The sequence below is a fragment of the Streptococcus penaeicida genome (assembly GCF_002887775.1).
In the GTDB taxonomy this organism is placed as follows: Bacteria; Bacillota; Bacilli; order Lactobacillales; family Streptococcaceae; genus Streptococcus; species Streptococcus penaeicida.
Genome location: NZ_LOCM01000015.1, coordinates 149,228 through 175,465, shown reverse-complemented (window position 1 = coordinate 175,465; position 26,238 = coordinate 149,228). Strand labels below are relative to the sequence as shown.

The following is a 26,238-nucleotide window of genomic DNA, read 5'->3' as shown; positions in this document are numbered from 1 at the left end:
AGTCGGTCGCTCTTTTTAGACTGAGACAATTTTTGTCTCAGTAAAGCTTGCGACTAGTGGCAGGCTTTACTGAAATAAAAGTGTGAATTGAAAGGAAGCGCGATCCTATGACACAACATGTCATTGAAATGAAAGAAATTACAAAAAAGTTTGGTGATTTTGTCGCAAATGACCATATTAATTTGAACGTTCGAAAAGGTGAAATACATGCCTTGTTAGGGGAAAATGGAGCAGGAAAATCAACATTAATGAATATGTTGGCTGGTCTTTTAGAACCGACTGAAGGAGAGATTATTATTAATGGACAATCTGTTCAAATTGACTCCCCTTCAAAATCATCTCGTTTAGGAATTGGCATGGTTCACCAACATTTTATGTTGGTGGAAGCATTTACCGTTGCTGAAAATATTATTCTAGGTAATGAAACTGTCAAAAATGGACGCTTAGATTTAAAACAAGCTAGTAAGGATATTCTTGAATTATCCAATAAATATGGACTTGCGGTTGACCCTCATGCGAAAGTAGCTGATATCTCAGTTGGTGCTCAACAGCGTGTTGAAATCCTAAAAACCTTATATCGTGGGGCCGATATTCTTATTTTTGATGAACCAACTGCAGTTTTAACGCCATCAGAAATTCAAGAATTGATGGCGATTATGAAAAATTTGGTTAAAGAAGGTAAGTCAATCGTCTTAATCACACACAAATTAGATGAAATTCGTGCTGTTGCCGACCGCGTTACTGTTATTAGACGTGGTAAATCTATTGAAACAGCAAATGTTGCAGGTGTTAGTTCTAAAGAATTAGCAGAAATGATGGTTGGTCGTTCCGTTTCCTTTACAACCAGTAAAATTCCTGCAGTTCCTAAAGATGTTATCCTTTCTATCAAAGATTTAATTGTCGATGAGAACCGTGGTGTTCCTGCCGTTAAAGGTTTATCACTAGATGTAAAAGCTGGAGAAATTGTTGGGATTGCTGGTATTGATGGGAATGGTCAAAGTGAGTTAATTCAAGCCATTACTGGTTTACGTAAAGTGAAATCTGGCGCCATTACTATCAAAGGTCAAGATGTCACACATTATTCATCACGTAAAATTACTGAATTATCAGTTGGTCATGTACCTGAAGACAGACACCGTGATGGCCTGATTTTAGACATGTCATTAGCGGAAAATACTGCTTTGCAAACCTATTATAAAGAGCCCTTAAGTAAAAATGGAATCTTAAATTATAATAAAATTAATGATTACGCCCGTAAGTTGATGGCTGAATTTGACGTCCGTGGTGCCAGTGAATTAGTTCCTGCTCGTGGATTTTCAGGTGGTAACCAACAAAAAGCAATTATCGCTAGGGAAGTTGATCGTGACCCAGATTTATTAATTGTTAGTCAGCCAACACGTGGTTTGGATGTCGGAGCAATTGAATACATTCATAAACGTCTGATTGAAGAGCGTGATAAAGGCAAAGCGGTTCTTGTCGTTAGTTTTGAATTAGATGAAATATTAAATTTATCAGATCGAATTGCCGTTATTCATGATGGTAAGATTCAGGGGATTGTTTCTCCAGAAACCACAAATAAACAAGAGCTAGGTATTTTGATGGCTGGTGGTTCGATTGATAAGGAGGAAGAAAATGTCTAAAAAGGCACAACAAATTGCTGTTCCAGTCATTTCCGTACTATTAGGATTTGTACTTGGCGCAATTATCATGTTTATCTTTGGATATGATCCTATTTGGGGTTATGAAGGGCTCTTTCAAATTGCCTTTGGAAGCGTCAAAAATATTGGTGAAATTTTAAGAGCAATGGGTCCACTGATTCTTATCGCCCTTGGCTTCACCGTAGCAAGTCGCGCTGGTTTCTTTAATATTGGACTTTCAGGACAAGCCTTAGCGGGCTGGATTTCATCAGTATGGTTCGCCCTTTCTCATCCAGATATGTCTCGTCCACTCTTAATCATCCTTACTATTATCATTGGTATGATTGCTGGGGGAATCGCTGGCGCAATTCCAGGTATCTTGAGGGCCTATCTTGGAACCAGTGAAGTTATCGTTACCATCATGATGAACTACATCATTTTGTATGTTGGTAATGCCGTCATCCAAAAAGGATTTGCAAAAAATATTAAACAAAGTATCGATTCAACGATACAGGTCAGTCAGAATGCTAGTTACCAGAGCCCATGGCTATCAGAATTAACTAACAACTCAAGGCTTAACATTGGTATCTTTTTCGCCTTGATAGCAATCGTTTTAATTTGGTACTTACTGAATAAAACAACCTTAGGTTTTGAAATTCGCTCAGTTGGTTTGAATCCACATGCCAGTGAGTATGCTGGTATCTCTTCTAAGAGAACCATTATCTTATCTATGATTATTTCAGGTGCTTTAGCAGGACTTGGCGGTGTAGTTGAAGGACTTGGAACCTTTGAAAATGTCTTTGTTCAATCAAGTTCATTAGCTATTGGTTTTGATGGTATGGCGGTAAGCTTGCTTGCAGCAAATAACCCTATCGGGATATTCTTCTCATCATTCTTGTTTGGTGTCTTGAATATCGGCGCTCCCGGGATGAATATCGCTGGAATTCCACCTGAATTGGTTAAAATTGTAACTGCATCAATCATCTTCTTCGTCGGAGCACATTACCTAATTGAACGTTTCATGATTAGAAGTAAAAAATCAACAGTGAAAGGAGGTAAATAAGATGTCATTAGTAACAATTCTTTCATTGATGGTATCATCAATGCTCATCTATGCGACACCTCTTATTTTCACTAGTATTGGGGGAACTTTTTCAGAAAGATCCGGAGTTGTTAATGTCGGGTTAGAAGGGATCATGGTTATTGGTGCTTTCTCGGGAATCATTTTCAACTTAACCTTTGCTGAAAGCTTAGGAAAAGCAACACCTTGGGTAGCAGTATTAGTCGGTGGTTTAGTAGGACTTATTTTCTCACTTATCCATGCTGTAGCGACCATTAATTTCCGAGCAGACCATATTGTATCTGGTACCGTTCTTAACTTATTAGCACCATCTTTGGCCATCTTCTTGGTTAAGGTTTTATATGGAAAAGGACAAACTGATAATATTCAGGCTTCATTTGGTAAATTTGATTTTCCAATTTTATCTGATATTCCAGTACTAGGTCCAATCTTCTTCAAAAACACAACACTTATTGGCTACTTAGCCATTGCCTTTTCATTTTTGGTTGGTATATCCTCTATAAAACACGCTTTGGACTTCGACTACGTTCTGTCGGTGAACATCCACAAGCAGCTGATACCTTAGGGATCAATGTTTACTTGATGAAATACTATGGTGTTATGATTTCTGGTTTCCTTGGGGGAATGGGCGGAGCCATTTATGCTCAATCTATCTCTGTTAACTTTGCCATTACGACAATCCTAGGTCCTGGATTCATTTCACTAGCAGCTATGATTTTTGGTAAGTGGAATCCAATTGGTGCTATGTTATCAAGTTTATTCTTTGGCTTGTCTCAAAGTTTAGCAGTTATTGGTGCTCAGTTGCCACTTTTAGAAAAAATTCCAACAGTATATCTGGAAATTGCACCTTACTTAGTGACTATTGTCATCCTAGCAGCCTTCTTTGGTCAAGCAGTCGCGCCAAAAGCAGATGGTGTCAATTATATCAAATCAAAATAAAAAAGAGCCTAGGGCTCTTTTTTGGCTTCTGTGATGATATACTGACTTGACTGATGAAAATATTATCAGGAGCATAAGTACTTTGTATGAAGACAAATAATCTTTTCGATTATAAAGTAAGAGTTTCTCATATCAGAAAACAAAAGGAAGTCACTGACTTCCTTTTGTGATTAGCCTACAAAGGCATTAATTTCTTCTTCGATACTTGCAATTTTAGCATTGGCGTCTTCTAAACTGTCACCAACTGTTGCAATGTAGAATTTGATTTTTGGTTCAGTCCCTGAAGGACGAACGGCAAACCAAGATTCATCAGCAAGTGTGTATTTAAGGACATTACTTGGTGGCGTTGTCAAAGCAACAGTACCTTGATCTGACTTGGCTGTTTGAGCTTGGAAATCTTCAGTTAAAACGATATCTGTTGCATTAAATTGACTTGGAGCATTGTCACGGAATTTATCCATGATTTTTTTAATTTCAGCAGCTCCGTCAACACCAGAAAGGGTAACTGAAATTGTCTTTTCTGCAAAGTAGCCATATTCCTTATAGATTTCATCAATACCATCAGCCAATGTCAGTCCACGTGAGCGGTAGTAAGCTGCAATCTCAGCAACCATTAGAACAGCTTGGATGGCATCTTTATCACGAACGAAAGGTTTGATAAGGTAGCCGAAACTTTCTTCAAAACCAAACATGTAAGTATGATTGTGTTTTTCTTCAAACTCTTGAATTTTTTCAGCAATAAATTTGAAACCAGTTAGGACGTTAAACATTGTAGCGCCATAGCTTTCAGCAATTTTTGTCACCAACTCAGTCGAAACAATAGACTTAGCAAGAGCAGCATTGGCAGGTAATGTACCAGCTTGTTTATGTGCTTCTAAAATATATTTAGCGATAAGAGCACCAATTTGATTACCTGAAAGATTCCAGTAAGAACCATCAGCTTGACGAATTTCTACTCCTAGACGGTCAGCATCTGGGTCTGTTGCGACCAAGACATCCGCATTGACTTGGCGACCTAATTCTTCAGCCATTGCAAAAGCTGCTTGGCTTTCTGGATTTGGTGATTTAACAGTTGAAAAATCAGGATCTGGTTTGGCTTGTGCTTCAACAACTTCAACGGATTCAAAACCAGCTTGTTCTAAAGCACGACGAGCTAACATTTCACCAGTACCATGAAGCGGTGTGTAGACAATTTTCATGTCTTTTCCGAATTCATTAATTAAGTCTTGGTTTATATTGACATCTTTAACTTCTTTTAAGTATTCGAGATCGACAGCTTCACCGATAACTTCAATAAGACCATTTTCTTTTGATTCCTCTAAATCAGCAAGAGCGATAGAGAATGGGTCTTCGATAGCACGAATGTAGTCTGTTAAGGCATCTGCGTCTGCAGGAGGCATTTGGCCGCCGTCAGCTCCATAAACTTTATAACCATTAAATGGTGCCGGGTTATGACTTGCGGTAACCATGATACCAGCAAAAGCATTTAGATGACGAACAGCAAAAGATAATTCTGGGGTTGGTCGTAAGCTTTCAAAAACATAAGACTTAATACCATGAGCAGCTAAAACTTGAGCTGATTCAAAGGCAAATTCTGGTGAGAAGTGGCGGGAATCATAGGCAATAGCAACACCGCGTTTTTTGATGTCTTCTCCCTTAGATTCTAATAGTTTTGCTAAACCTTCAGTAGCCTGACGAACAACAATAACATTGATACGGTTTGTTCCAGAACCAATGATACCACGCATACCAGCAGTACCAAATTCAAGGTTAGTATAAAAGGCATCTTCTTTGGTTTTTTCATCCATTTGTGAAAGTTCCTCACGAAGATAATCTGGAAGATTAGTTACCTTGTACCATTTTTCAAAGTTCTCTGTATAAGACATTAGCTTTCTCCTTATTACTTTTTAAACGCTTTCAGTATACCATTTTCAAGAGTAAAAATCACTAATTTTCGGTGTAAACTTACAATTATTTTTCAAATAGCTACTTTCAAAAAAGCATATATCCTTAAGATATATGCTTTTGATGTTATTTCTTTAATTTTGTAAGTGTAGGTACAATTGCCAAAACAACTATTGCTGAAATAATCATTTCTGCGATGGCGTTGGTTGAAACGATCCCTGCCAGTAGAGCCTTGATGTTGCCTCCAAAGACACTTGCGAAAAAGACGAAAATTCCACCAAGAACAAAAATAGTATTGGTTAGAGACCCAAGGATACCAGCTGTAATAAGTCCAGCTTTGTTTTTGAAGAGTTTATAGCAGAAGTATGGGGTGATACCGATTAAAACACGAGGAACAATTGCAATCATCAATGAGTATAAGTTACCATTTTCGACAAAAGGTGAGAAGAGGTAGCTTGTTGGCAAAAGGACAATAGTATTGGTGATAAGACTAATGATACCCATTAAGCCCCCAAGAATACTGCCGATTTTTGGTCCATAAATGATCGATGCAACAATGACTGGAATGTGAACCAAAGTAGGTTTGATTGGTACTGGCCAGATATTAAAGACGAATGAACTGATAAAATGAATCAGTAACATGATAGCAAAAAAGATTGAGATTGTTGCAATATCTGACGATTTTCTAGTTTTCATTAAAAAGACTCTCCATTAAAATTTTTCTTTTAAAATATTATCACAATAATATGTCACAAAACTGAGATGGTTTACGCTTCAAAAACCCCTATTATTTGCTGATAGATGTCATCAACATTAGCTAAGGCACCTATACCAACATCGCCACATGCTAAGAGGGCAGATTTTGGTTGAATTTGCTGATAACCATAAGCCTCCAAACGTTTCATGTTTTCCTGGGTTGCTGGATGTAAAAACATTTTTGTATTCATGGCCGGCGCAAAGAACTTTGGCGTTTCTTGGGGAATGGCCAAGGCTACACTGGTCACAATATTATCTGCAAAGCCATAAGCCAAATGCGCAATAGTATTAGCAGATGCAGGCGCTAGCAGAAATAAATCAGTCTTTTTAGCAAGTTCGATATGATTGACAATAGAGACGTCATCTTCTCGCATGACATCAAGATGTACAGTATTTTTAGAGAGGACTTGCAAGGTAAGAGGTGTGATAAAAGCTTGGGCAGCTTCGGTCATTAGGACGGTGACATTGTAGCCAGCTTTTGTTAAAAGACTTGTTAAATCAGCTGCTTTATAGGCAGAAATACTACCCGTTACAGCCAGTGTAATATTTTTAGTCATTATTGCTCACTTTCTGATAGATTGCATCAGCAATTTGATCCTTTGTTTCCAAGGTGAGAGCCTCAGTTGCTGAAACAAGATAGGCCTTGTGTTGATTACCTTTAATCTGATTGAGATCGTTTGCTAAAATATAAGCGGCTTGATTTTTACTTAAACTAGCTCGAGCAACAGAAATTAATTGATCCTTACAAACATCAACTAGTAATTTGAAACCAATTAACTGAATCATCGGGTTCCAGTCTTTGACCAAGGAGATGAGTTTAGGTGTTTTTTTTAAGAAAAGAACCTGGTAGTCGGAATTGGAAGATATCTTTGATTCCGTATTCTTTTCGTGCAGAAGTGTGTCTAAATCTTGGGTATTTTTAAGGTTTTCAAAGTCCGTCATATAAACTGGTGTATAATCGGAAACAGCCATGCTATGGATGAGGACATCATGACTTTTAACCAAAGGCTCAAGTGTTTCCATCAAACTTGCAACATTAGAAATCTTATAAATACTTAAATTAAGATTGGTTTCAGGCTTGACAGCATTCTCAGTTGTTACTAAAGAAACTTGATGACCATTTCTTAAAAAAGTCTCAGCAATAATTTTACCTAATTTGCCAGTGGAATGATTGGTAATGCCACGAACGGAATCAATTTTTTCGGTAGTACCGCCAGAAGTAATTAAAATTTTCATAAAGATATTTTATCATAAATCGACTATTTTAGTAACCGTTTCAACTCCTGATTTCATAGCTATTCTTGATAGCATATTCCAATGAATTAGGCTAAAATAGAGAAGAAATCAAGATGAAAAGAGTAGATATGAAAAGCTTAAGAGACTTTAGCAATTTACCCATTAAAACAATTATTCAAGATAGGCACACAAATGACATTGATCACGCTTTAGTCTATTCTCAAGAATTACTAGAGGAAGTAAATGATAATCCCAACCAATTCCTTGTTCATTATTGGCCTTTGGAAAAAACAGTAATTCTAGGACTATTAGATCAGCAATTGCCTAATTTAGAAAAAGGAATTTCTTTTATTAAGGAACAAGGCTATCAAGTTGCTGTTCGTAATATTGGCGGTTTAGCAGTGGTTGCTGACTCTGGTATTCTTAATTTCTCTATTTGTCTTCCAATAAATCAAAATAACTTTCGTATTTCCGACGGTTATGAATTAATGGTGGAATTAATACGAAAGACTTTGGCACCCTTTGGTAAAACCATTGAAGCCTACCAAATAGATAACTCCTATTGTCCAGGAAAATTTGATTTAAGTATTGACGGACAAAAGTTTGCTGGTATTGCCCAAAGACGAAAAAAAGATGCTTTATTAGTTTCTATTTATCTTAGCGTGAACGGTAACCAGAATCAGCGTGGTCGATTAATTTCTGATTTTTATCAAGAGGCAGGTGCGCAGTCATCATCGATTTCTTATCCAATTGTGGAACCGGAAGTAATGGCTAATTTAAGTCAGCTGCTAGAAAGTGACTTAAGGATTGAAAAAGTCATCACTATGATTGAAAAATCCTTTAGTGACCTAGGTTTTATGAAAGTTAGAGAATGAGAAGTATTAATTTATAGTTCGCTTTTACAATTGTGTTGTCTTAAAATTATATTGATTAAGTCATGAACACCAATTAAAAACGAACATTATATAAGCTTTAAGCCGAAATAATTAGCAATGTTAAAAAATATGTTATAATGACTATATTAGTTTGAGAACCAAAAGGAGTTTAACATGAAATCAGATATCGAAATTGCCCAAAGTGTCCCATTAAAACCAATTACAGAGATTGTTGAAAAAGTTGGTATCGGAGTAGATGATATTGAGCTCTATGGTAAATATAAAGCCAAATTATCATTTGATAAAATTAATTCCCTAGTTAACAACCCTCTAGGGAAATTAATCCTTGTGACTGCCATTAATCCTACGCCAGCAGGTGAAGGTAAGTCAACAATGAGTATTGGTCTTGCTGATGCCTTAAATAAAATTGGTAAAAAGACCATGATTGCACTTAGAGAGCCTTCTCTTGGTCCTGTAATGGGGATAAAGGGTGGAGCAGCTGGTGGTGGATTCGCCCAAGTCCTCCCAATGGAAGATATTAATCTTCACTTTACTGGAGATATGCATGCCATCACAACAGCAAATAACGCTTTATCTGCTTTAATTGATAACCATTTACAACAAGGAAATGAACTTGGTATCGATCAACGCCGTATCATTTGGAAACGTGTATTAGACCTAAATGATCGTGCCTTACGTCAAGTTATTGTTGGACTTGGTAGCCCAGTCAACGGTATTCCTCGTGAAGATGGTTTTGACATTACAGTAGCTTCCGAAATTATGGCAATTTTATGTTTAGCGACAGATCTTAAAGATTTGAAGGAACGTCTTGCAAGTATTGTAGTAGCTTATGACTTCAATCGCAAACCGATTTATGTTCGTGATTTAAAAGTAGAAGGGGCTCTCACTTTAATTCTTAAAGACGCTATTAAGCCAAACTTGGTACAAACTATCTATGGCACGCCAGCCCTTGTCCACGGTGGTCCATTTGCCAATATTGCTCACGGCTGTAATTCAGTTCTTGCTACCTCAACAGCTTTGCGATTAGCCGACTATACCGTAACAGAAGCAGGATTTGGTGCTGACCTGGGAGCTGAGAAGTTCTTAGATATCAAAGTGCCTAATCTTCCAACTACGCCAGATGCAATAGTTGTTGTAGCGACTCTTAGAGCATTGAAGATGCATGGTGGAGTTGCTAAAACTGATCTAAATCAAGAAAATGTTGAAGCTGTAAAAGCAGGATTTGCCAACCTTGAGCGCCACGTGAAAAATATGCGCCAATACGGAGTACCAGTTGTCGTAGCCATCAATGAGTTTGTTGCTGATACAGAAGCTGAAATTGCTGCATTAAAGGAATTGTGCCAGTCTATTGATGTTCCTGTTGAATTAGCAAGCGTATGGGCTAATGGAGCAGACGGTGGGGTTGCACTAGCAGAAACAGTTGTTAAGGTCATTGAGAGTGAAAAGGCAGACTATCAACGCCTTTACAGCGATCAAGATAGCATCGAAGAAAAAGTCACGAAAATTGTTAAGCATATCTACGGTGGTGATGCAGTTCAATTCTCAGCTAAAGCTAAAACACAATTGAAACAGTTTGCTGAATTTGGGTGGGATAAAATGCCGGTATGTATGGCTAAAACACAATATAGTTTCTCAGATAATCAATTTTTACTAGGAGCACCAACTGGATTTGATATTACTATTCGTGAGTTTGTTCCAAAGACTGGTGCTGGCTTTATCGTGGCCTTAACCGGTGATGTCATGACCATGCCAGGTTTGCCTAAAGCGCCTGCCGCATTAAATATGGATGTTGCTGAAGATGGAACAGCTATTGGTCTCTTTTAATAAGATAAGAATGGAGGAAGGAAGCTTCCTCTTTTTTGTATTAAGATAAAACTGACAAAATTTGAATTTTTTGCTAGACTTAAGCCAAAGGAGATACAGATGAATTCAAAAATTTATAGTTATCAATCAAAAATATATGCCGTTCCAGAAAAAGGAGGGGCATATACCATTTTCCCTTACAATGTTCGAGAAGAATTCGGAAAAGGTCGAGCAAAAGTGCACGTTACCTTTGATAATTATCCTTATGATGGTTCCGTTGTCAATATGGGGATTAAAGATGAAGAAGGAAAGATTTGTTATATTATTGGTATTCGTAAAGATATTCAAAAAGCTATCGGCAAGTCAATTGGGGATACTGTCACAATAACTGTCACTGAAAGAGAATAAATTCTTTAGGAAATGAAAAATATGCTATAATATTTTTTAATAATAAATGACAATAGGAGGGCCATAAGATAAATAAAAAAATCAAAGTGAAACACTTACTTCACAAAAGTAAGCTTGGATTCTTACGTGGTATTTTTAGTCGTGCCACATTAATTGCCCTACTCATATTGTTACAAATCCTCTTTTTGATGCAGTCCTATGTATGGATGGAACAATATCATTATTGGCTAACCATGATAGGTTCAATATTCACTGTCTTAATCGTCTTATATTTGGTTAACAGTGAAATGGATGCCATTTCTAGAGTGACTTGGTTGATTCTCATTATGATTGCACCACTTTTTGGCTCTCTAATGTTAATTTATACTAAACTTGACTGGGGCTATCGAGGTTTAAAAAAACGAATTAATCAGTTAGTAGAAGAAAGTCGTCCTTTTTTAAAGGATGATGAAGCAGTCGTTGATATCTTGAAGGATAAAACCTCTACGACCTACCATCTGGTTCAATACTTACAACGCAGTCGAGCAAGTTTCCCTGTTTATAATAATAGTCAAACTCGCTATTATCCTGGGGGAGAAGATTTCTTTGAGGATTTGAAAGCTGACTTGCTCAATGCTAAAGAATACATCTTTTTAGAATTTTTCATTATAGCCGAAGGTTTAATGTGGGGGGAAATTCTTGCTATTTTGGAGGAAAAAGTACGAGAAGGTATTGAAGTTCGAGTTCTATATGATGGCATGACTGAATTGTCAACCTTATCATCAGATTACGCCAAAAGATTAGCTGAAATCGGTATTCAAGGAAAAGCCTTTTTACCAATTTCACCTTTTATTTCAACTTATTACAACTATAGAGATCACCGGAAAATTGTCGTCATTGATGGGGAAATTGCCTATACTGGCGGCATTAATTTAGCTGATGAATATATCAATGAATTGGACCGTTTTGGTCATTGGAAAGATGCCGGACTTCGTGTTGAGGGTGAAGCTGTAGACTCATACTTGATTTTATTCTTACAAATGTGGTCAACCACGGAAAAAGAATTCATAATCCAACCCTATTTAAAAGAACATAGCAATCCAATACCTTCTGATGGTTTCTTGATTCCGTATGGGGATTCACCTTTAGATACTGATAAGATCGGCGAAAACGTCTATATTGATATTCTTAATCATGCCAAAGAGTATGTTTACATTATGACCCCTTATTTAATTTTAGACAGCGAGATGGAACATGCCATTCGATTTGCTGCTGAACGTGGGGTTGATGTTCGTATCATTATGCCAGGTCAACCGGATAAGGCAATTCCTTATGCCTTAGCCAAAACTTACTATAAATCATTGATGGATTCTGGTGTTAAAATTTATGAGTACCAACCTGGTTTTGTCCACTCTAAACTATTTGTCAGCGATGGCATTAAAGCAGTTGTGGGTTCTATCAACCTCGATTATCGTAGTTTGTATCATCATTTTGAATGTGCAACTTATCTCTATCGTGTTTCAACCATTGCTGATATGCTTAAAGACTTCCAAGAGACAGAAGCAAAATCTCAACTGGTTACCTATCAAGCCTTGAAAGAGAGACCTTGGTATCAAAAAATAATTGGTCTTATAGTAAAAACTATTGCACCTCTCTTGTAATCTCAATACCTTTCTGTTAGAATAGTTTTATGCGATGAGTCGATTATGGTATTTTAACCATTATTGCGCGGGGAGGTCATTAAGGCAGGAGCCGACTTTGATAAACTGTGTGAACCTTTTTATCACATTCTTTGAATGCCCCAAATCCCTGTCTTTGGACAGGGATTTTTTTTATTCTTTTCTTTTGGATAAAAATACGCTATAATAACATTTATATAAAATTTTGAATATTTTAAATATATCAGAATATTTAAGAAAAGAGGTCTACCATGGGATATACAGTAGCAGTCGTCGGCGCAACTGGTGCAGTCGGTACACAAATGATTAAGATGCTAGAAGAATCAATTTTACCAATTGAAAATCTTCGTTTACTTGCTTCTGCACGCTCTGCGGGCAAAATACTTACCTTCAAGGGCCAAGAAATCTCTATTGAAGAAACCCGCGAAGACTCTTTTGAGGGTGTCGATATTGCACTATTCTCGGCTGGTGGGTCAACCTCTGCTAAATTTGCACCTTATGCTGTTAAGGCCGGAGCTGTCGTTGTAGATAATACCTCTTATTTCAGACAAAATCCTCAAGTTCCCCTCGTAGTTCCTGAAGTCAATCCTGATGCCTTAGATAGTCATAAAGGAATTGTTGCCTGTCCAAATTGTTCAACGATCCAAATGATGGTTGCTTTAGAGCCAATTCGTCAAAAATGGGGTCTTGAGCGGATTATTGTTTCAACCTATCAAGCGGTATCTGGAGCTGGTCAATCAGCAATTAACGAGACTTTAAATCAGTATGCTCAAGTCATTAATGAAGGTCTTAATCCTAAAGAGGTAACAGCTAATATCTTGCCTTCAGGTGGGGACAAAAAACACTATCCTATTGCCTTTAACGCCTTAGCTCAAATTGATCTCTTTACTGAAAATGATTATACCTATGAAGAGATGAAGATGACAAATGAAACTAAGAAAATTATGTCAGACGAGAATATCCAAGTTTCAGCAACCTGTGTACGTATTCCAGTTCTATCAGCTCATTCAGAATCAATTTATATTGAAACTAAAGAAGTCGCTCCAATTGACCAAGTAAAAGCTGCCATTTCGGCCTTTCCTGGGGCTGTTTTGGAAGATGATCCCAAAAACCAAGTTTACCCTCAGGCTGTCCAAGCAGTTGGTCAGAAAGAAACTTTTGTTGGACGCGTCAGAAAAGACTTAGATGCGGAAAAAGGGATTCATATGTGGGTGGTATCCGATAATTTATTAAAAGGTGCTGCTTGGAATTCCGTTCAAATTGCAGAAAGCTTGCATGACCGTCAGTTAGTCAAGCCGACAGAAGAGATGGTTTTTGAATTAAAATAATCCTCCTCTTAAGATGTTTCATCTTATTGGCACCAAATGAAAGGTTACGCCATGTCACTTGAAGAATTACAGAATTGCCAGATTATTACTGCCTTAGTAACGCCGTTTAATGCCGATGGTTCCATCAATTTTACTGCCTTGCCAAAATTAATAGAGTACCTCTTAGATAATCATAGTCAAGCTTTACTCCTAGCAGGAACCACTGCTGAAAGTCCAACTTTAACCCACGAAGAAGAATTGGAACTCTTTGCAGAGGTCCAAAAAATTGTAGATGGACGAGTTCCACTGATTGCCGGTATTGGGACTAATGATACTAGGGATTCCGTTGACTTTGCCAAAGAAGTTGCTGAATTCGGTGGTTTCTCTGCCGGTTTAGCCATTGTTCCTTATTATAATAAACCAAGTCAGGAAGGACTTTATCAGCATTTTAAAGCCATTGCTGATGCTAGTAGTTTACCCATAATAATATACAATATCCCGGGTCGAGTTGTCGTTGACTTACACCCTGATACCTTATTAAGACTAGCAAATCATCCCAATATTATTGGTGTTAAAGATTGTAGTAACTTAGACCACTTGGGGTATTTGATTGAAAATAAACCCAAGGACTTTCTTATCTATACTGGTGAAGATGGACAGGCTTTTCATGCCATGAATTTGGGTGCAGATGGTCTGATTAGTGTGGCTTCACATACTAACGGACCTGAAATATTTGATATGTTTACGGCTATTTCTGAGAATGATATCAAGAAAGCAGCCCAAATTCAAAGACGTTTCCTGCCAAAAGTGAATGCTTTATTCTCACAGCCAAGTCCAGCACCTGTCAAAGCTGTTTTAAATGAACTGGGATTTGCTGTTGGTCCCCTACGCTTGCCTCTTGTGGCTTGTAATCGCCAAGAAGCGGAAGCGATTATCAATATCGTCCTAGATAAAGCTCCTCAAGAATATTCGTCAACTGGTGTCTTAAGACCTGATTACTAAGCAAATTTAAGCTTCAAACAAAAGTAATAACTTGACAAAGTGCTAAAAGATTTGCATAATGTAAGTAACTTGAAAAGTAATGAAAGAGGTTAATCGATGCAAATTATCAAACGTGATGGTCAAGTTGCTGAATTTGATCCAGATAAAATTTATCAAGCAATCATCAAAGCTGCACGAACTGTGTATGTCATTGATGAAGTATGGCGTCAAAACCTAGCTCAAGTTACCAAAAAGGTTGTTCTTGATTTAGAAGATGCTAAAGTGGAAAAACCAACCATCAACATGATTCAATCATTAGTTGAAAATCGATTAATGGATGCTGGTTATATCAATATTGCTGAACATTATATTTCATACCGACTTCAAAGAGATTTGGAAAGAAATGGCTATGGTGATAGTATTATTGTTCATTTACGCTTTGAACAAACAAAATAAAGAAAAGACAATTGCTTGGCGATTGTCTTTTTTGTGTATCTATTTTCTAGTTTCTGTCGCTGGAAGCAAATCAGAAATCAAGCTATCAATCACATCGGGCCTTACCTTTAAGAGATTGAGTTTGATATATGTATGATCGCTAAGTGGCAAATATTCGTAGTCCCTAGAAGACAAGGACTTAATTTTGGGGATTTGACTGGAGAAAGCCAAAATCAAAAATTGGGGGCTAATACGAAAGGCAAGTTCTGGGTATTTCTCATTCAAATAGTCCTCAATTTGGTCCATTTTCTCTTGAAAATAGTTCCTGAGATGACGAAAGTTCCTGGCAAACATACCATTGGTCAGGTAGAGCGATAGGGCCTTTTGCATAATCAAGTTTGTATCCAGGTCAATCATGCTTTTGTGCTTTAAGAATAAGTCTTTCAGGGTCTCTGGAATAACCAGTGCACCGATACGCAGTGAAGGAAAGAGACTCATGGAGAAGGATTTGAGATAGATAACCCGTTGGTGGGTATCAAAATAATGAATGGGAACTTGTTTACTGGCCGCAAAATCCCCCATAAAGTCATCTTCAATAATATAAACATCATATTTTTCTGCTAAGTCAATGATGGCTTTTTTCTCAGCATTGTTATAGGAAAGTCCTAGAGGGCTAGAAAAGTGGGGGATGGTATAGAAAAATTTGATCTTTCCCTTTTGGAAAATGGATTCTAACTGTTCTAAATCAAGTCCCTGAAAGGTCCTTTGAATAGTTTGAAAAGGGACACCTAAGTCCTTAACCATCTTYTCCATACGACTATAGGTTGGTTTCTCTAATAAGATAATCTCTTTATTTTCCATAAAATGCAATTGACTAAGGATATAAAGGGCTTGTTGGGTACCTGAGGTGATGATAATGTCTTTGGCCTTACAGTAGACGGATTGCTGATTAAGATGTAGCTCAAGTGCCTGACGTAAGTCTGCAAGTCCTTCAACTTGGCTGTAGTAGTTAAAGAGGTAATTATCATTATTGGTCATGGCCTCGTTGAGACAAAGTTTGAAGTCACTGTATGCGAAATTATGGTAATCCTCAAGACTTAATTGATTTTCTACTTTATCAGAAACTTTACCCAAGACATAATAACCACTTTTTGGAACAGCATATATATAACGTTGGTATTTGAGTTCAAGAAGCGCTTTTTGGACGGTATCCTTACTGCAAGCATAGTACTTGCTCAATTGGCGTACTGAAGGTATCCTATCGCCTTTTTTGAGCTGATTAAGGTCGATAGACTCTTTGAGATCTCTGATAATTTTTTGATAGATACTAGTCATAATTGTCCCCATACAGTTGATTCATTTACCACTATTTTACCCTAACGGCCATAGATTGACAAATGCCTTCATTTTTGCCATAATGACAGTAAGTAAGTGCCGTCATAAGGCCTTTTTTAGTGAAGCAAAGGGTAAGAAAATGAGTATCTTAGAAGTAAAAAATTTGAGTCATGGATTTGGTGATCGTGCCATTTTCGAAAATGTCTCTTTCCGACTTTTAAAAGGGGAACATATTGGTTTGGTAGGGGCTAACGGTGAGGGTAAATCAACCTTTATGAGTATCGTTACTGGTCATTTACAACCTGATGAGGGAAAAGTGGAGTGGTCAAAATACGTGACAGCTGGCTACTTGGATCAGCATACTGTTTTAGAACCAGGACAAACGGTTCGCGATATCTTAAGGACGGCTTTTGATGAGTTGTTTAAAACTGAAGTCCGCATCAATGATATCTACATGTCAATGGCTGACGAAGGAGCAGATGTCGATGCCCTGATGGAAGAAGTTGGTGAATTACAAGACCGTCTAGAATCCAGAGACTTTTATACCCTAGACGCAAAAATCGATGAAGTGGCTCGCGCTCTGGGAGTTATGGATTTTGGTATGGAGTCTGATGTGACAGAATTATCGGGTGGCCAAAGAACTAAAATTTTATTAGCCAAGCTCTTATTAGAGAAACCAGATATTCTATTACTAGATGAGCCTACCAACTATTTGGATGCTGAGCACATTGAATGGTTAAAACGATATCTTCAGAATTATGAAAATGCTTTTGTTCTAATTTCACATGACATTCCATTTTTAAATGATGTGATCAATATTGTTTATCATGTTGAGAATCAAGACTTGGTTCGTTATTCTGGTGACTATTACCAATTTAAAGATGTTTATGAGATGAAAAAATCGCAGTTAGAAGCTGCATATGAACGTCAACAAAAAGAGATTGCTGATTTACAAGATTTTGTTAATCGGAATAAGGCGCGCGTGGCAACTCGAAACATGGCTATGTCTCGTCAAAAGAAACTTGATAAAATGGATATTATCGAGTTGCAGTCCGAAAAACCTAAGCCATCCTTCGAGTTTAAAGAAGCTCGGACACCGAGTCGTTTTATCTTCCAAGCCAAAGATCTTGTCATTGGTTATGACCGCCCTCTAACAAAGGAACCGCTAACCCTGAATTTCGAACGCAACCAAAAAGTAGCTATTACAGGAGCCAATGGTATTGGTAAATCAACACTCTTAAAGAGTTTGTTGGGTATTATTGAACCTTTAAGTGGTCAAGTTGAACGGGGTGACTTTATTGAACTTGGGTATTTCGAACAAGAGGTTTCAGGTGTCAACCGCCAAACACCACTAGAAGCCGTTTGGGATGCCTTTCCATCCCTAAATCAAGCAGAGGTTCGGGCAGCTTGGCTCGTTGTGCTTAACGTCAAAACATATTGAAAGTCAAATTCAGGTCTTATCCGGTGGAGAACAAGCTAAAGTTCGTTTCTGTCTCCTCATGAATCGTGAAAATAACGTCCTGGTCTTGGACGAACCAACCAATCACTTGGATGTGGATGCTAAGGATGAATTAAAACGTGCTCTTCAAGCATATAAAGGCTCTATTTTAATGGTCTGTCATGAACCTGATTTTTATCAAGGTTGGGTCAGTGATGTCTGGGATTTCAATCAATTGACTTAAAAAAATTTTAAAATGATTATTGAAAAGTTGAGTATTAACTCAACTTTTTTTCAATTTTACAGCTAAATCCTTGACCAGTTATTAAAATAAAAGTATAATGACAATATAAATAATAAATAGTGTAGTCACTTTGATAAACACCTTATATTAAAAGCTTTGTTAGATATTTTACAAACTTTAAATAGTGCTTGTTCTTATCAAAGTCGGCACCAAAGTTATTGGAATGGTCACTTAACATTAAACTACCTTTGATAAGACAATCACTAATAGTGTTCCATTCAATTCAATAACTTGTTTTAGAGAAGAGAAGGAGAGCTTATGATTTTGAAAAAGAAAACATCACCAAATGTGAATACGGTAAATACGACTAATAAAGTAAATATGGCAGAAGTTGTTCAACTTGTTTTGCTACTAGTGCCAGTTTTTAAATTAGCTCGTAAAATCATGAAAGATCGTAAAATGAAATAGGAGAATCATTATGAACTCAAGGGATAAAGGAATTATCTTTGGTGTCTTTGTTGGAACTGTTGCTGGTACACTAGCATATCTCTCATTATCTGAATTGGAAAAAGAAGAAATGATTGAAGAAAGTAATGATAAATTGACTGATATCAACGATACCTTTTCTAGTATAAGTGAAGGTCTCTTAGAGAATTTTGCTAAAAAATTGGAAGAGTCAAAGGAAACTATTGATCATTTTACACAATTAGCTTCCCAAACCCTTGAGGAGTCACTGGTAAAAGCGAAAGCAAATAGTGACCATTATTCTCAAATAGCAAGTCAATTAATTGATGAGAAATTAAAAACTCTAAAACAAAAGGGAGATGATAGTCAAGAGTAAAAAACTTGAGTTCGATAAGACAATCAACTCATTCGATAAGACAAAAAAAAGACCTTCGGGTCTTTTTTATTATCGTCTCGGAACTCTTACTGTAATGGCTTCATGGAGCACTTCTAATGTGACAGGAACAAAGTCATCTTTATCCCCGTCCACTCTGGTTCTTGGAAGCATTAAAGTCCTAATTTTAAGAGGCTCAATGGTCAGTTGTTTTGTTGAAAAATGAGTGATTTCGCGTGCTTTTGAAAAGTCTCCCTTACGAAAGTCATTAATATGGAAAAGAAATTTGAAGAAAGAGACTTTTTTCATGGTATAGACTTGTATGAGACCATCATTGATTAATGCTGTTGGTGAAAAGGAGGGAAAGCCTCCAATCATGTTGGTCATGGTAATCAACAAGAATTTGGTTTTGATGGGTAAAATATTTTTTCCATCATCAAGCCTGAGGTAATAAGAGCGATTGCGCCTGAGGATTCTAAAACTATCTTTTGCAAAAGCCAAAGGACCAAACTTGCGTTTAGCTTGTGGTGTGACATTTGTAGCGATGTCAGCGAGTAAACCTAAGGTTAAACTACTAATCATATAATGGTCATTGACCTTACAAATATCCACTTTTTGATCACGTCCATGGACAATGACATCGATAGCAGCCTCTACTGTTAAAGGAATAGCTAGAGCTTTAGCAAAATTATTGACCGTACCTGAAGGGATAAGCCCGATTTTTGATTGATTGCCACCTTCATAAACACCGGCAATAATTTTATTAATATTGCCGTCACCACCGATTGGAATCACATAATCCACCTTATTTTGCGATGCTTTTTTTGCTTGCTGAAAAGCATCTTTAGGAGAAGTCGGGAAAACGAAGGAAATCTCATCCTCGTCAAATCCCTTTTCCATAAAGGAGTTTTTAATCTGCTCCAAAAGTTCTTTATCTTTATTTTTCCCGGAAATTGGGTTGAAAAATACATGTACAGACGCCATAACAAGCTCCCATCCTTCTTAATGAATACTATTATAACATTGTCTTTCTGTTATGGAGTAAAAGAAAAGACTTCCTTTAGGAAGTCGATACTTAGAGCATATAGAATACAATTGCGATGAATTGCAAGGCTGACGCTAGCAGAATAAATAGATGCCAGATCATATGGAAGTAAGGCTTTTTCTTGGCGTAAAAGAGAGCACCAATTGTATAGGCCAGACCACCAGCCAACATGAGAAGACCAAAGGTAAGTCCCATTTTACTGATAATAATTGGTAAGATAAAGACCACTAACCAACCCATAATTAAATAAAGAATTAAGCTAAAACGCTCATTAATATTTTTAGCAAATATTTTATATAAGATACCAAAAATGGTAATACCCCATTGTAGAATAATAATCAGATAGCCCAACCAACCACCTACTAGCGAAAGGGCTACTGGCGTGTAAGAACCAGCAATAGCAATATAGATCATGCTGTGATCGATAATCCTCAAGATATATTTATGGGGTGTTCCATAAGCCATTGAATGATAGATACAAGATGACAAAAACATCAGAAAGAGACTAATGACAAAGATGGAAATACCACTTGCTGTTTTTAAGTCATAATTTTGGTAAGCATAAATAGCTGTAAATGGTAAAAGAAACAACATGATAAGGGCACCGACAGCATGGGTGACAGCATTAGCAATCTCTTCACCGAATGATAGGGGTAAACTTTGTTTAAAGGTTTGATTCATTTATAGTTCCTCGCTTGTTAGAGTCATTAATTTTATGGTTTTGTAGTAAAATTGGATAGTTTGACAGGCATTAATAATGATTTCAGGAGTGTTGTTGACTTGTGACGTATTCCAATAGTCAACAAATAGATTATAAAGAGCCTCTGAACTTGATTCTTCTTGAAGTTTTTCAAGAACTTTACTAATTTCCTGGATAGGAAAAGCATTTTTTAAAATGGTTATCGCAATCAAACGTGCAATCTGATGTTTACCATATTTCTTTTTTTGAGGTTTATCAAGGAAACCGTGCTTTACGTAATTATTAATCATAGATGCAGTAAGATCACGTTTTTGCCCATTGATAGTATTGGTGTGATTAAAAGTGGTTATTTGGTTGACATAAAGGAGAACTTGATCTAAGTATAAATCAATCTCTGGTAATTGTTCCCAGCGTGGTAGTGAAGTTGAATTCATGTTTGTTAAACTCCGTTATCTAGTTTTTATAACTAGATTATATATTTTTAAAAATAAAAAGGCAAGGAAAAAGATGATCTGACGTTTATCCTTTTAAAAGATACTTGCTAATATAATATAAAATGTGTATAATGAAATTGAATTAAGCTTGCTTAATATTTTTATTAATTATCATGAAATATGCATGTATCACTTAGAAAGTTTTAAAATGAAAGGTAAAAAATTTTATAAATATGCTTTAATTAGTTTTTTGTGTCCACTAACTATTATTTTATCTAGTCAAGTTGGAGCCGATGATTATCAATTAAGAAAACCCGATGAGGTAGCAGTTTCAGAAGGACAAGGTAATAGTGAATGTTTAACTGAATGCAATGTCACAAAAACCAATCTATCTCAAGATTATTCGTTAATTGAGAAGAAAACGGATCACCCTGAAACTAAAACAGATTTAGATGAAAAGATATCCGCTCCTATCAAATCAAATACAAATAATGATCAATCTAACGGTTCTTTTTACAACAATTCAGAAACAAATCATTCCTTACAAACTGAACAAGTTTTTAGACAATATGAGATTGAGATGGATGAAAAGACAAAAGAGGTTAATCAAGATTTACTTGCTACTTTACCAAAAGTTAAGACAGGAGCATCACAAACTGCTCAATCTTCCAAAGTCACTGTTCAAATTCCAGAGAATTTATCCTATCATCTTAATAAATTAATAGGGGTCAAACATATCTCAGAAATCGCAGAATTAAAACTTAGCATAGATGAGAAGAAAGCATTACTTGATATAATTCACTCCTCCGAAAAACATTCTAAAATGTATCAAAATGATGGACGAGGAGTTGTCATTGCAACAATTGACTCTGGTGTTGATATCAATAGTCGAGATATGCATATTGATCAAAACCCTGATGTAAAAAAACACTTAAAAATAAAACCAAATACTGAATTAGGGTTTACAGAAAAAGTTCCATTTGGTTTTAACTACATCACTGGGACATATGATTTGAAAGACGATAGTAATCGTCCACATGGTATGCATATTGCTGGGATCCTAGCTGGAAATTCAGGAACAGTGGGTGGTTTCAAAGGTATTGCTCCGAACGCACAACTCCTCGCCTATCGTGTTTTTTCGACTGGACCTAGAGATAAAGATCATCCAAACTATGTTGGACCAGATTCTACTTATCATGCTATTGATGATGCCATCAGAAGAAAAGCTGATATTATAAGTTTAAGTATTGGTAAACGAGCGAGTGGACAAAATGAAGATGTCTTTTACGATGCTGTAAAAAAAGCAACAGATGCGGGTCTAATTGTCGTGGCTGCTATGGGAAATTATGCGGGGGCAGCTTCTACAAATTCATACGATACCTATGTCGATAATGAGTATAATCTTAAAGACACAGCTGCAGCAGTGGGAGTAGCAGCAATACGACGAGCTATTGGAGTGGGCTCGATGAATAATTTGGTTGTACCACTTCCTAGAGTAGCTATTGATGGAATTGAGTATCCATATACTGAAGTTGGGGCTCATTCAATGACACGTTTGCCAAAATTGAAACAAGAAATGGAAATGATTTTTCTTGGTAAAGGGACAGAAGAAGACATTGCAAAATATAATCCTAATAAAGTTGACTTAAAAAATAAAGTTGTCGTTATTCAAAGAGGCGATGAATCAGTAAAAACAAAAGTTAAACGATTTTTAAAAAATACAAAAGGTATCATTCTTGTAAATGAAGTTGTGTCATCCACTCGTGGAAATTATCAGAAAGCCCCTGTCATGGGTTATGATGACTTGGACCTTGGGCAGAATTGGATTATTTCATTATCCCATAACGATGGGCAAGCTTTAATTTCAAAAATCAAAAACCTAAATGACTCTAAATTATCTGTTTCTTTTGATACTTCTGTTAAACCCTATTTAATTGCGGATAGTAATGGTGTTTCTGGATTTAGTAGTTGGGGACCTAATTTTAGTCTTGAAATGAAACCAGATGTTTTAGGTCGCGGTGAATACATTTATTCTACTAGGAACAATGATGACTATTATCTTAGTTCAGGGACATCAATGGCAGCGCCACACGTTGCTGCCTCTGCAGCTTTGCTATTACCAAAAGTAAAAGAATGGGTAAAATCCAACCCTGAGTTAATGAGTCGTTTTCAATTAACAAATGTTGATATCATGAAAATACTATTAATGAATACCGCTACTCCTTTGATAAATCATCAATCTGAAATAAAAAGTGAAGAAGTGGAGTATTCCCCTAGACAACAAGGGGCTGGTTTTATTAATGTTGAAAAAGCATTTAAGTCTCAAGTTTTGATAAGAAATGGCTTAAGTGGTGGAGCTTCTTTGGGTGAAATCGGTAAAGAACATACCTTTACATTGACTTTGCATAATTTAAGTGAACAAAGACAAACGTTTGATCTTAATTTCGGTGATCTATACACAACAACCACTAGAGTTATTAATAGAGATGATGAATACGGTTCAGTTAAGATAAAAGCTGTCATTCCTCAAAAACTGTCTAATATAAGCTTTTCAGGTCCAAAACAAATCAGTTTAGCTGCTAAAGGAAATATGGAAATCACATTCAAGCTTCAAAGTCCTGATATAATCAATGACTTTGTTGAAGGATTTATTTACTTCAAGTCAAAAGATAAAAGTCATCCTGATTTAAGTGTTCCAATTATGGGATTTATGGGTGATTGGAATAAAGAGACTATATTAGATTTTCCAGCGTGGCACGAGGACTCCAAAACGCAACTTATAGAATTAGTAAGAGAAAAATACCTTGAACATGATAAAAGTGATTATGAACCTCTTATTAAACCGAAAAAGGGAAGAAAATAGATCCTCAAAATTATGCTATGACCACCAATCTTAATCGTAAAGTTGGACCAAGAATAGCTTTCTTACGAGATGCAAGTGATTATGATGTAGCAATTGTTAAAGGAGATCAAAAAAATCAAGTTGTCCGTGTTCTAAAAGTTGGACACTATCCATTCAAATATATGGAAAGTCCTTATAGAGAAGATTCCGACATGAAGAAAACTTTTAACAATCCTGATCCAGTAACTTTATGGGATGGAAAAGTACATGATCCAGCTAGTTTTGGACAATTAAAAAAAGCTGATCCAGGACAATATTATTTTAGAATCCGAGCAAAAGCTGGGAAAAATGATGACTTCGAGTCTATCTATTTGCCAATATTAATTGACAATGAAAAGCCGAAAGTTAATATTACACTTAAAAACAAGGTATTAGGAATTGATGCAACAGATAATCATGGCATTGAATCTATAACTGTTTCAGTCAAAACAGGATATATTTATCAAAAATTAAAAATGACTAAAAGTGTAAAAGGTATTTTTGAAGTCAAGCTTCCTGAAAATCAGGAGGAATTAAGTACTTATAGAATAGAAGCTCTAGATTTTGCTGGAAATAGTTGTGAAAAAACGATAACCATTAATAAAGAAAATAAAATTACCAGTGAAGAAGAAAATGACGCAAGCTTGTACACTTATCCTAAAAAAACAAGTACAAAACAATTGGATGAAGATTCAGATTCTCATCAGTTACAATTAGGAAATGTTCGACATCAGTCTGATGACGAGAAGGATGCTGAAAGTATGAGTGATTGGGATGAGGAAGAAGATGATATTGATGATGACAATATCTTACTCACACATGGTAAAGAAATAACACTACACGCTTTGACAAACCTTCACGAAGATAGACTATCCTACGATGATGCTTCGAAAACTGCTCAATTAGATTATGCTATTTATCTCAAAAAAGGCTACAGCGCTCGAGTTCGTAATATTAATACTTACTACAATAGCCTCATGGAAAACCTTGAAAATCCTTATCAACCCATTTACGAAAAAACATTAATTAATAACCGAAAGGATTTAGAATACGAGTCTGATAAAATTGAAAGCAAGCTAACTCTCGCAAATGGGAATAATTTGGTCTATGTTGAAATATTTGATGATAAAGGACAGCTGAAATATCGTAAAAACTATTTTATCTTTGTAGATTTGGAGAACCCTACCTTAGAATTGCTTAATAAAGAGGTCTTTGATGCAAAAGACATGGCGATAAATGCAGTTAAACAAGAGTCGGTAGTTCCTAAAGAACATACTTATGATGATGGTGAATATGATGATGAAGACGACACAAGAAAATCTGAAAACATTGATTCTAGTTATTTTAAAGGTTATCTTAAATCAAAAGACCAAAATTTGACTTTACAATTAGCTGTAAAAGATAACTTAGATAGATGGAGACTTTATATCAACAACGATATGGTAGATTCTTTTGATTTAGATGGTTATTATCAAAAAAATCGAAAAATAGTTACCTATAGCATGAAGGTAAAAGATGGACAAAAAATTGCTATTCGACTAGAAGATAAATATGGTAATGAAACAGAGCACTATTATATTGTTAAGATTGATCCTAATCATCAAGAAAAAGTTGTCATTCCGCAAACAAAGGTTGAAGCAGTAGCAAGTTCAAATTGGATTAAACAAAAAAATATTTTAAAAATTCCAGAGTCGATTACAATTTCAAAAGGAGAAAATCTTAAGTTAAACGATTTTCTTAAAATTCCAGCAGATGTGTCATATAGTTTAGATAAGCAATTGGATGTAACTACTATTGGGGATTACTTACTAGAAATGACTATTTATCGTGGGAATAGTTATAGTGAGTCACGAATAAAATATCATGTCATTCCGAAAGTTGAAGAAGAAGTTCATAATATAGTTGAAATCAAAGAAGAGAAATCGCCTTCTCAGGAAATGCGTACAACTATTCCAATTAACACCTCAGAACCATTTATTTTACTGAAATCATTGCCGACAAATGTTGACTCTAAAGAGTTGATATGTGATCAAAATAGTCACAATAACAATAAACTTGAAAATGATAAACAAAATCATTTTCCAAGAGATCATTTTAAAGTTATTCAAGACATGACAAATGAGCAATTACCAAATACAAACGATCGTAAGGAGTCTATTTTTAAGATAAGTCTTGCTTTGCTCCTGCCTTTCTTCAATTTCTTATATAATAAATTAAAACAAAAAAACTAAGTATTTTATAAGCTTGTCTATCGGCAAGCTTATTTTTTTTGAAGTTAATT

Annotated in this window: 21 protein-coding genes and 2 pseudogenes; 15 read left to right on the top strand and 8 right to left on the bottom strand. The window is 36.1% G+C overall.

The genetic code is table 11. The features are described from left to right. Window positions 1-107 precede the first annotated feature (107 nt). The 3 genes and pseudogenes from AT575_RS03770 to AT575_RS03760 all read left to right on the top strand — a co-directional run bounded on the left by AT575_RS03770 (window position 108) and on the right by AT575_RS03760 (window position 3,657). Entirely contained in the window at window positions 108-1,640 is a 1,533-nt protein-coding gene (locus tag AT575_RS03770) for an ABC transporter ATP-binding protein (protein ID WP_102777218.1), read from the top strand. Continuing rightward, on the top strand, window positions 1,633-2,700 hold the full coding sequence (locus AT575_RS03765; RefSeq protein WP_102777217.1) for an ABC transporter permease: 1,068 nt from the start codon (window positions 1,633-1,635) through the stop codon (window positions 2,698-2,700). Before AT575_RS03770 ends, AT575_RS03765 begins: the two co-directional genes overlap by 8 nt. A gap of 1 nt (window position 2,701) precedes the next feature. Next, window positions 2,702-3,657: pseudogene (locus AT575_RS03760) on the top strand (ABC transporter permease). A 170-nt stretch (window positions 3,658-3,827) separates the two neighbouring features. Here AT575_RS03760 and AT575_RS03755 read toward each other — a convergent pair. The 4 genes from AT575_RS03755 to AT575_RS03740 all read right to left on the bottom strand — a co-directional run bounded on the left by AT575_RS03755 (window position 3,828) and on the right by AT575_RS03740 (window position 7,554). Next, entirely contained in the window at window positions 3,828-5,543 is a 1,716-nt protein-coding gene (locus AT575_RS03755; protein WP_102777216.1) for a phospho-sugar mutase, read from the bottom strand. A gap of 145 nt (window positions 5,544-5,688) precedes the next feature. Beyond that, complete coding sequence (locus tag AT575_RS03750; protein WP_102777215.1) at window positions 5,689-6,258, bottom strand: ECF transporter S component; 570 nt, start codon at window positions 6,256-6,258, stop codon at window positions 5,689-5,691. A 71-nt stretch (window positions 6,259-6,329) separates the two neighbouring features. Continuing rightward, complete coding sequence (gene coaC, locus AT575_RS03745) at window positions 6,330-6,875, bottom strand: phosphopantothenoylcysteine decarboxylase (protein WP_102777214.1); 546 nt, start codon at window positions 6,873-6,875, stop codon at window positions 6,330-6,332. Next, window positions 6,868-7,554, bottom strand: coding sequence for a phosphopantothenate--cysteine ligase (locus tag AT575_RS03740; RefSeq protein ID WP_102777213.1), 687 nt, complete (start codon window positions 7,552-7,554; stop codon window positions 6,868-6,870). Before AT575_RS03740 ends, coaC begins: the two co-directional genes overlap by 8 nt. A gap of 113 nt (window positions 7,555-7,667) precedes the next feature. Between AT575_RS03740 and AT575_RS03735 the strand changes: the two genes are divergently transcribed. The 7 genes from AT575_RS03735 (at window position 7,668) to AT575_RS03705 (ending at window position 15,063) form a co-directional block, all read left to right on the top strand. Next, window positions 7,668-8,429 carry a lipoate--protein ligase family protein gene (locus AT575_RS03735; RefSeq protein ID WP_245871446.1) on the top strand — a complete coding sequence of 254 codons (762 nt, stop codon included), beginning with the start codon at window positions 7,668-7,670 and terminating at the stop codon, window positions 8,427-8,429. 174 nt (window positions 8,430-8,603) lie between these two features. After that, window positions 8,604-10,274 (top strand): formate--tetrahydrofolate ligase, encoded by a 1,671-nt coding sequence (locus AT575_RS03730; RefSeq protein WP_102777211.1) that lies wholly within the window; start codon window positions 8,604-8,606, stop codon window positions 10,272-10,274. 99 nt (window positions 10,275-10,373) lie between these two features. Continuing rightward, complete coding sequence (locus tag AT575_RS03725) at window positions 10,374-10,661, top strand: DUF1905 domain-containing protein (protein WP_102777210.1); 288 nt, start codon at window positions 10,374-10,376, stop codon at window positions 10,659-10,661. A 68-nt stretch (window positions 10,662-10,729) separates the two neighbouring features. Next, window positions 10,730-12,301 (top strand): cardiolipin synthase, encoded by a 1,572-nt coding sequence (gene cls / locus AT575_RS03720; protein ID WP_102777209.1) that lies wholly within the window; start codon window positions 10,730-10,732, stop codon window positions 12,299-12,301. A gap of 269 nt (window positions 12,302-12,570) precedes the next feature. After that, window positions 12,571-13,647 (top strand): aspartate-semialdehyde dehydrogenase, encoded by a 1,077-nt coding sequence (locus AT575_RS03715; RefSeq protein WP_102777208.1) that lies wholly within the window; start codon window positions 12,571-12,573, stop codon window positions 13,645-13,647. Between the two features lie 51 nt (window positions 13,648-13,698). Next, window positions 13,699-14,628, top strand: a complete 930-nt coding sequence (gene dapA, locus AT575_RS03710; RefSeq protein WP_102777207.1) for a 4-hydroxy-tetrahydrodipicolinate synthase — start codon at window positions 13,699-13,701, stop codon at window positions 14,626-14,628. A gap of 96 nt (window positions 14,629-14,724) precedes the next feature. Further along, complete coding sequence (locus tag AT575_RS03705; protein ID WP_071793085.1) at window positions 14,725-15,063, top strand: ATP cone domain-containing protein; 339 nt, start codon at window positions 14,725-14,727, stop codon at window positions 15,061-15,063. Between the two features lie 39 nt (window positions 15,064-15,102). Here the strand turns inward: AT575_RS03705 and AT575_RS03700 are convergent, their stop codons facing one another. Then, a complete protein-coding gene (locus tag AT575_RS03700; protein WP_102777206.1) occupies window positions 15,103-16,377 on the bottom strand; it encodes an aminotransferase-like domain-containing protein in 1,275 nt (424 codons plus the stop codon). Window positions 16,378-16,516: 139 nt separating this feature from the next. Between AT575_RS03700 and AT575_RS03695 the strand changes: the two are divergent. The 3 genes and pseudogenes from AT575_RS03695 (at window position 16,517) to AT575_RS03690 (ending at window position 18,900) form a co-directional block, all read left to right on the top strand. After that, window positions 16,517-18,059, top strand: a pseudogene (locus tag AT575_RS03695) (ABC-F family ATP-binding cassette domain-containing protein). Between the two features lie 318 nt (window positions 18,060-18,377). Further along, window positions 18,378-18,527, top strand: a complete 150-nt coding sequence (locus AT575_RS10605; protein WP_165778640.1) for a hypothetical protein — start codon at window positions 18,378-18,380, stop codon at window positions 18,525-18,527. Window positions 18,528-18,537: 10 nt separating this feature from the next. After that, the gene (locus AT575_RS03690) at window positions 18,538-18,900 is read left to right on the top strand and encodes a hypothetical protein (RefSeq protein WP_102777205.1); all 363 of its coding nucleotides are present in this window, start codon (window positions 18,538-18,540) and stop codon (window positions 18,898-18,900) included. A gap of 69 nt (window positions 18,901-18,969) precedes the next feature. Here AT575_RS03690 and AT575_RS03685 read toward each other — a convergent pair whose 3' ends face one another. The 3 genes from AT575_RS03685 to AT575_RS03675 form a co-directional block, all read right to left on the bottom strand. Further along, window positions 18,970-19,881, bottom strand: a complete 912-nt coding sequence (locus AT575_RS03685; protein WP_102777204.1) for a diacylglycerol/lipid kinase family protein — start codon at window positions 19,879-19,881, stop codon at window positions 18,970-18,972. Window positions 19,882-19,972: 91 nt separating this feature from the next. Continuing rightward, on the bottom strand, window positions 19,973-20,623 hold the full coding sequence (gene trhA, locus AT575_RS03680) for a PAQR family membrane homeostasis protein TrhA (protein WP_102777203.1): 651 nt from the start codon (window positions 20,621-20,623) through the stop codon (window positions 19,973-19,975). Further along, window positions 20,624-21,076: a DUF1836 domain-containing protein gene (locus AT575_RS03675; protein WP_102777202.1), complete on the bottom strand. Its 453-nt coding sequence runs from the start codon at window positions 21,074-21,076 to the stop codon at window positions 20,624-20,626. A gap of 208 nt (window positions 21,077-21,284) precedes the next feature. On the opposite strand from AT575_RS03675, the gene AT575_RS10780 reads away from it, so the two are divergent. Further along, window positions 21,285-23,939, top strand: coding sequence for a S8 family serine peptidase (locus AT575_RS10780; RefSeq protein ID WP_245871444.1), 2,655 nt, complete (start codon window positions 21,285-21,287; stop codon window positions 23,937-23,939). Window positions 23,940-24,130: 191 nt separating this feature from the next. Next, on the top strand, window positions 24,131-26,188 hold the full coding sequence (locus AT575_RS10775; protein ID WP_245871438.1) for a hypothetical protein: 2,058 nt from the start codon (window positions 24,131-24,133) through the stop codon (window positions 26,186-26,188). Window positions 26,189-26,238: the final 50 nt, after the last annotated feature.

Bases quoted from the DNA above. Each gene is read 5' to 3' on its own strand.
- AT575_RS03735 (WP_245871446.1), top strand. From the start codon at position 7,668: ATGAAAAGAGTAGATATGAAAAGCTTAAGAGACTTTAGCAATTTACCC.
- AT575_RS03755 (WP_102777216.1), bottom strand. From the start codon at position 5,543: ATGTCTTATACAGAGAACTTTGAAAAATGGTACAAGGTAACTAATCTT.
- AT575_RS03705 (WP_071793085.1), top strand. From the start codon at position 14,725: ATGCAAATTATCAAACGTGATGGTCAAGTTGCTGAATTTGATCCAGAT.
- dapA (WP_102777207.1), top strand. From the start codon at position 13,699: ATGTCACTTGAAGAATTACAGAATTGCCAGATTATTACTGCCTTAGTA.
- AT575_RS03770 (WP_102777218.1), top strand. From the start codon at position 108: ATGACACAACATGTCATTGAAATGAAAGAAATTACAAAAAAGTTTGGT.
- AT575_RS10780 (WP_245871444.1), top strand. From the start codon at position 21,285: ATGAAAGGTAAAAAATTTTATAAATATGCTTTAATTAGTTTTTTGTGT.
- coaC (WP_102777214.1), bottom strand. From the start codon at position 6,875: ATGACTAAAAATATTACACTGGCTGTAACGGGTAGTATTTCTGCCTAT.
- AT575_RS03725 (WP_102777210.1), top strand. From the start codon at position 10,374: ATGAATTCAAAAATTTATAGTTATCAATCAAAAATATATGCCGTTCCA.
- AT575_RS10775 (WP_245871438.1), top strand. From the start codon at position 24,131: ATGAAGAAAACTTTTAACAATCCTGATCCAGTAACTTTATGGGATGGA.
- AT575_RS10605 (WP_165778640.1), top strand. From the start codon at position 18,378: ATGATTTTGAAAAAGAAAACATCACCAAATGTGAATACGGTAAATACG.
- AT575_RS03675 (WP_102777202.1), bottom strand. From the start codon at position 21,076: ATGAATTCAACTTCACTACCACGCTGGGAACAATTACCAGAGATTGAT.
- trhA (WP_102777203.1), bottom strand. From the start codon at position 20,623: ATGAATCAAACCTTTAAACAAAGTTTACCCCTATCATTCGGTGAAGAG.
- AT575_RS03685 (WP_102777204.1), bottom strand. From the start codon at position 19,881: ATGGCGTCTGTACATGTATTTTTCAACCCAATTTCCGGGAAAAATAAA.
- AT575_RS03690 (WP_102777205.1), top strand. From the start codon at position 18,538: ATGAACTCAAGGGATAAAGGAATTATCTTTGGTGTCTTTGTTGGAACT.
- AT575_RS03730 (WP_102777211.1), top strand. From the start codon at position 8,604: ATGAAATCAGATATCGAAATTGCCCAAAGTGTCCCATTAAAACCAATT.
- AT575_RS03750 (WP_102777215.1), bottom strand. From the start codon at position 6,258: ATGAAAACTAGAAAATCGTCAGATATTGCAACAATCTCAATCTTTTTT.
- AT575_RS03765 (WP_102777217.1), top strand. From the start codon at position 1,633: ATGTCTAAAAAGGCACAACAAATTGCTGTTCCAGTCATTTCCGTACTA.
- AT575_RS03715 (WP_102777208.1), top strand. From the start codon at position 12,571: ATGGGATATACAGTAGCAGTCGTCGGCGCAACTGGTGCAGTCGGTACA.
- AT575_RS03740 (WP_102777213.1), bottom strand. From the start codon at position 7,554: ATGAAAATTTTAATTACTTCTGGCGGTACTACCGAAAAAATTGATTCC.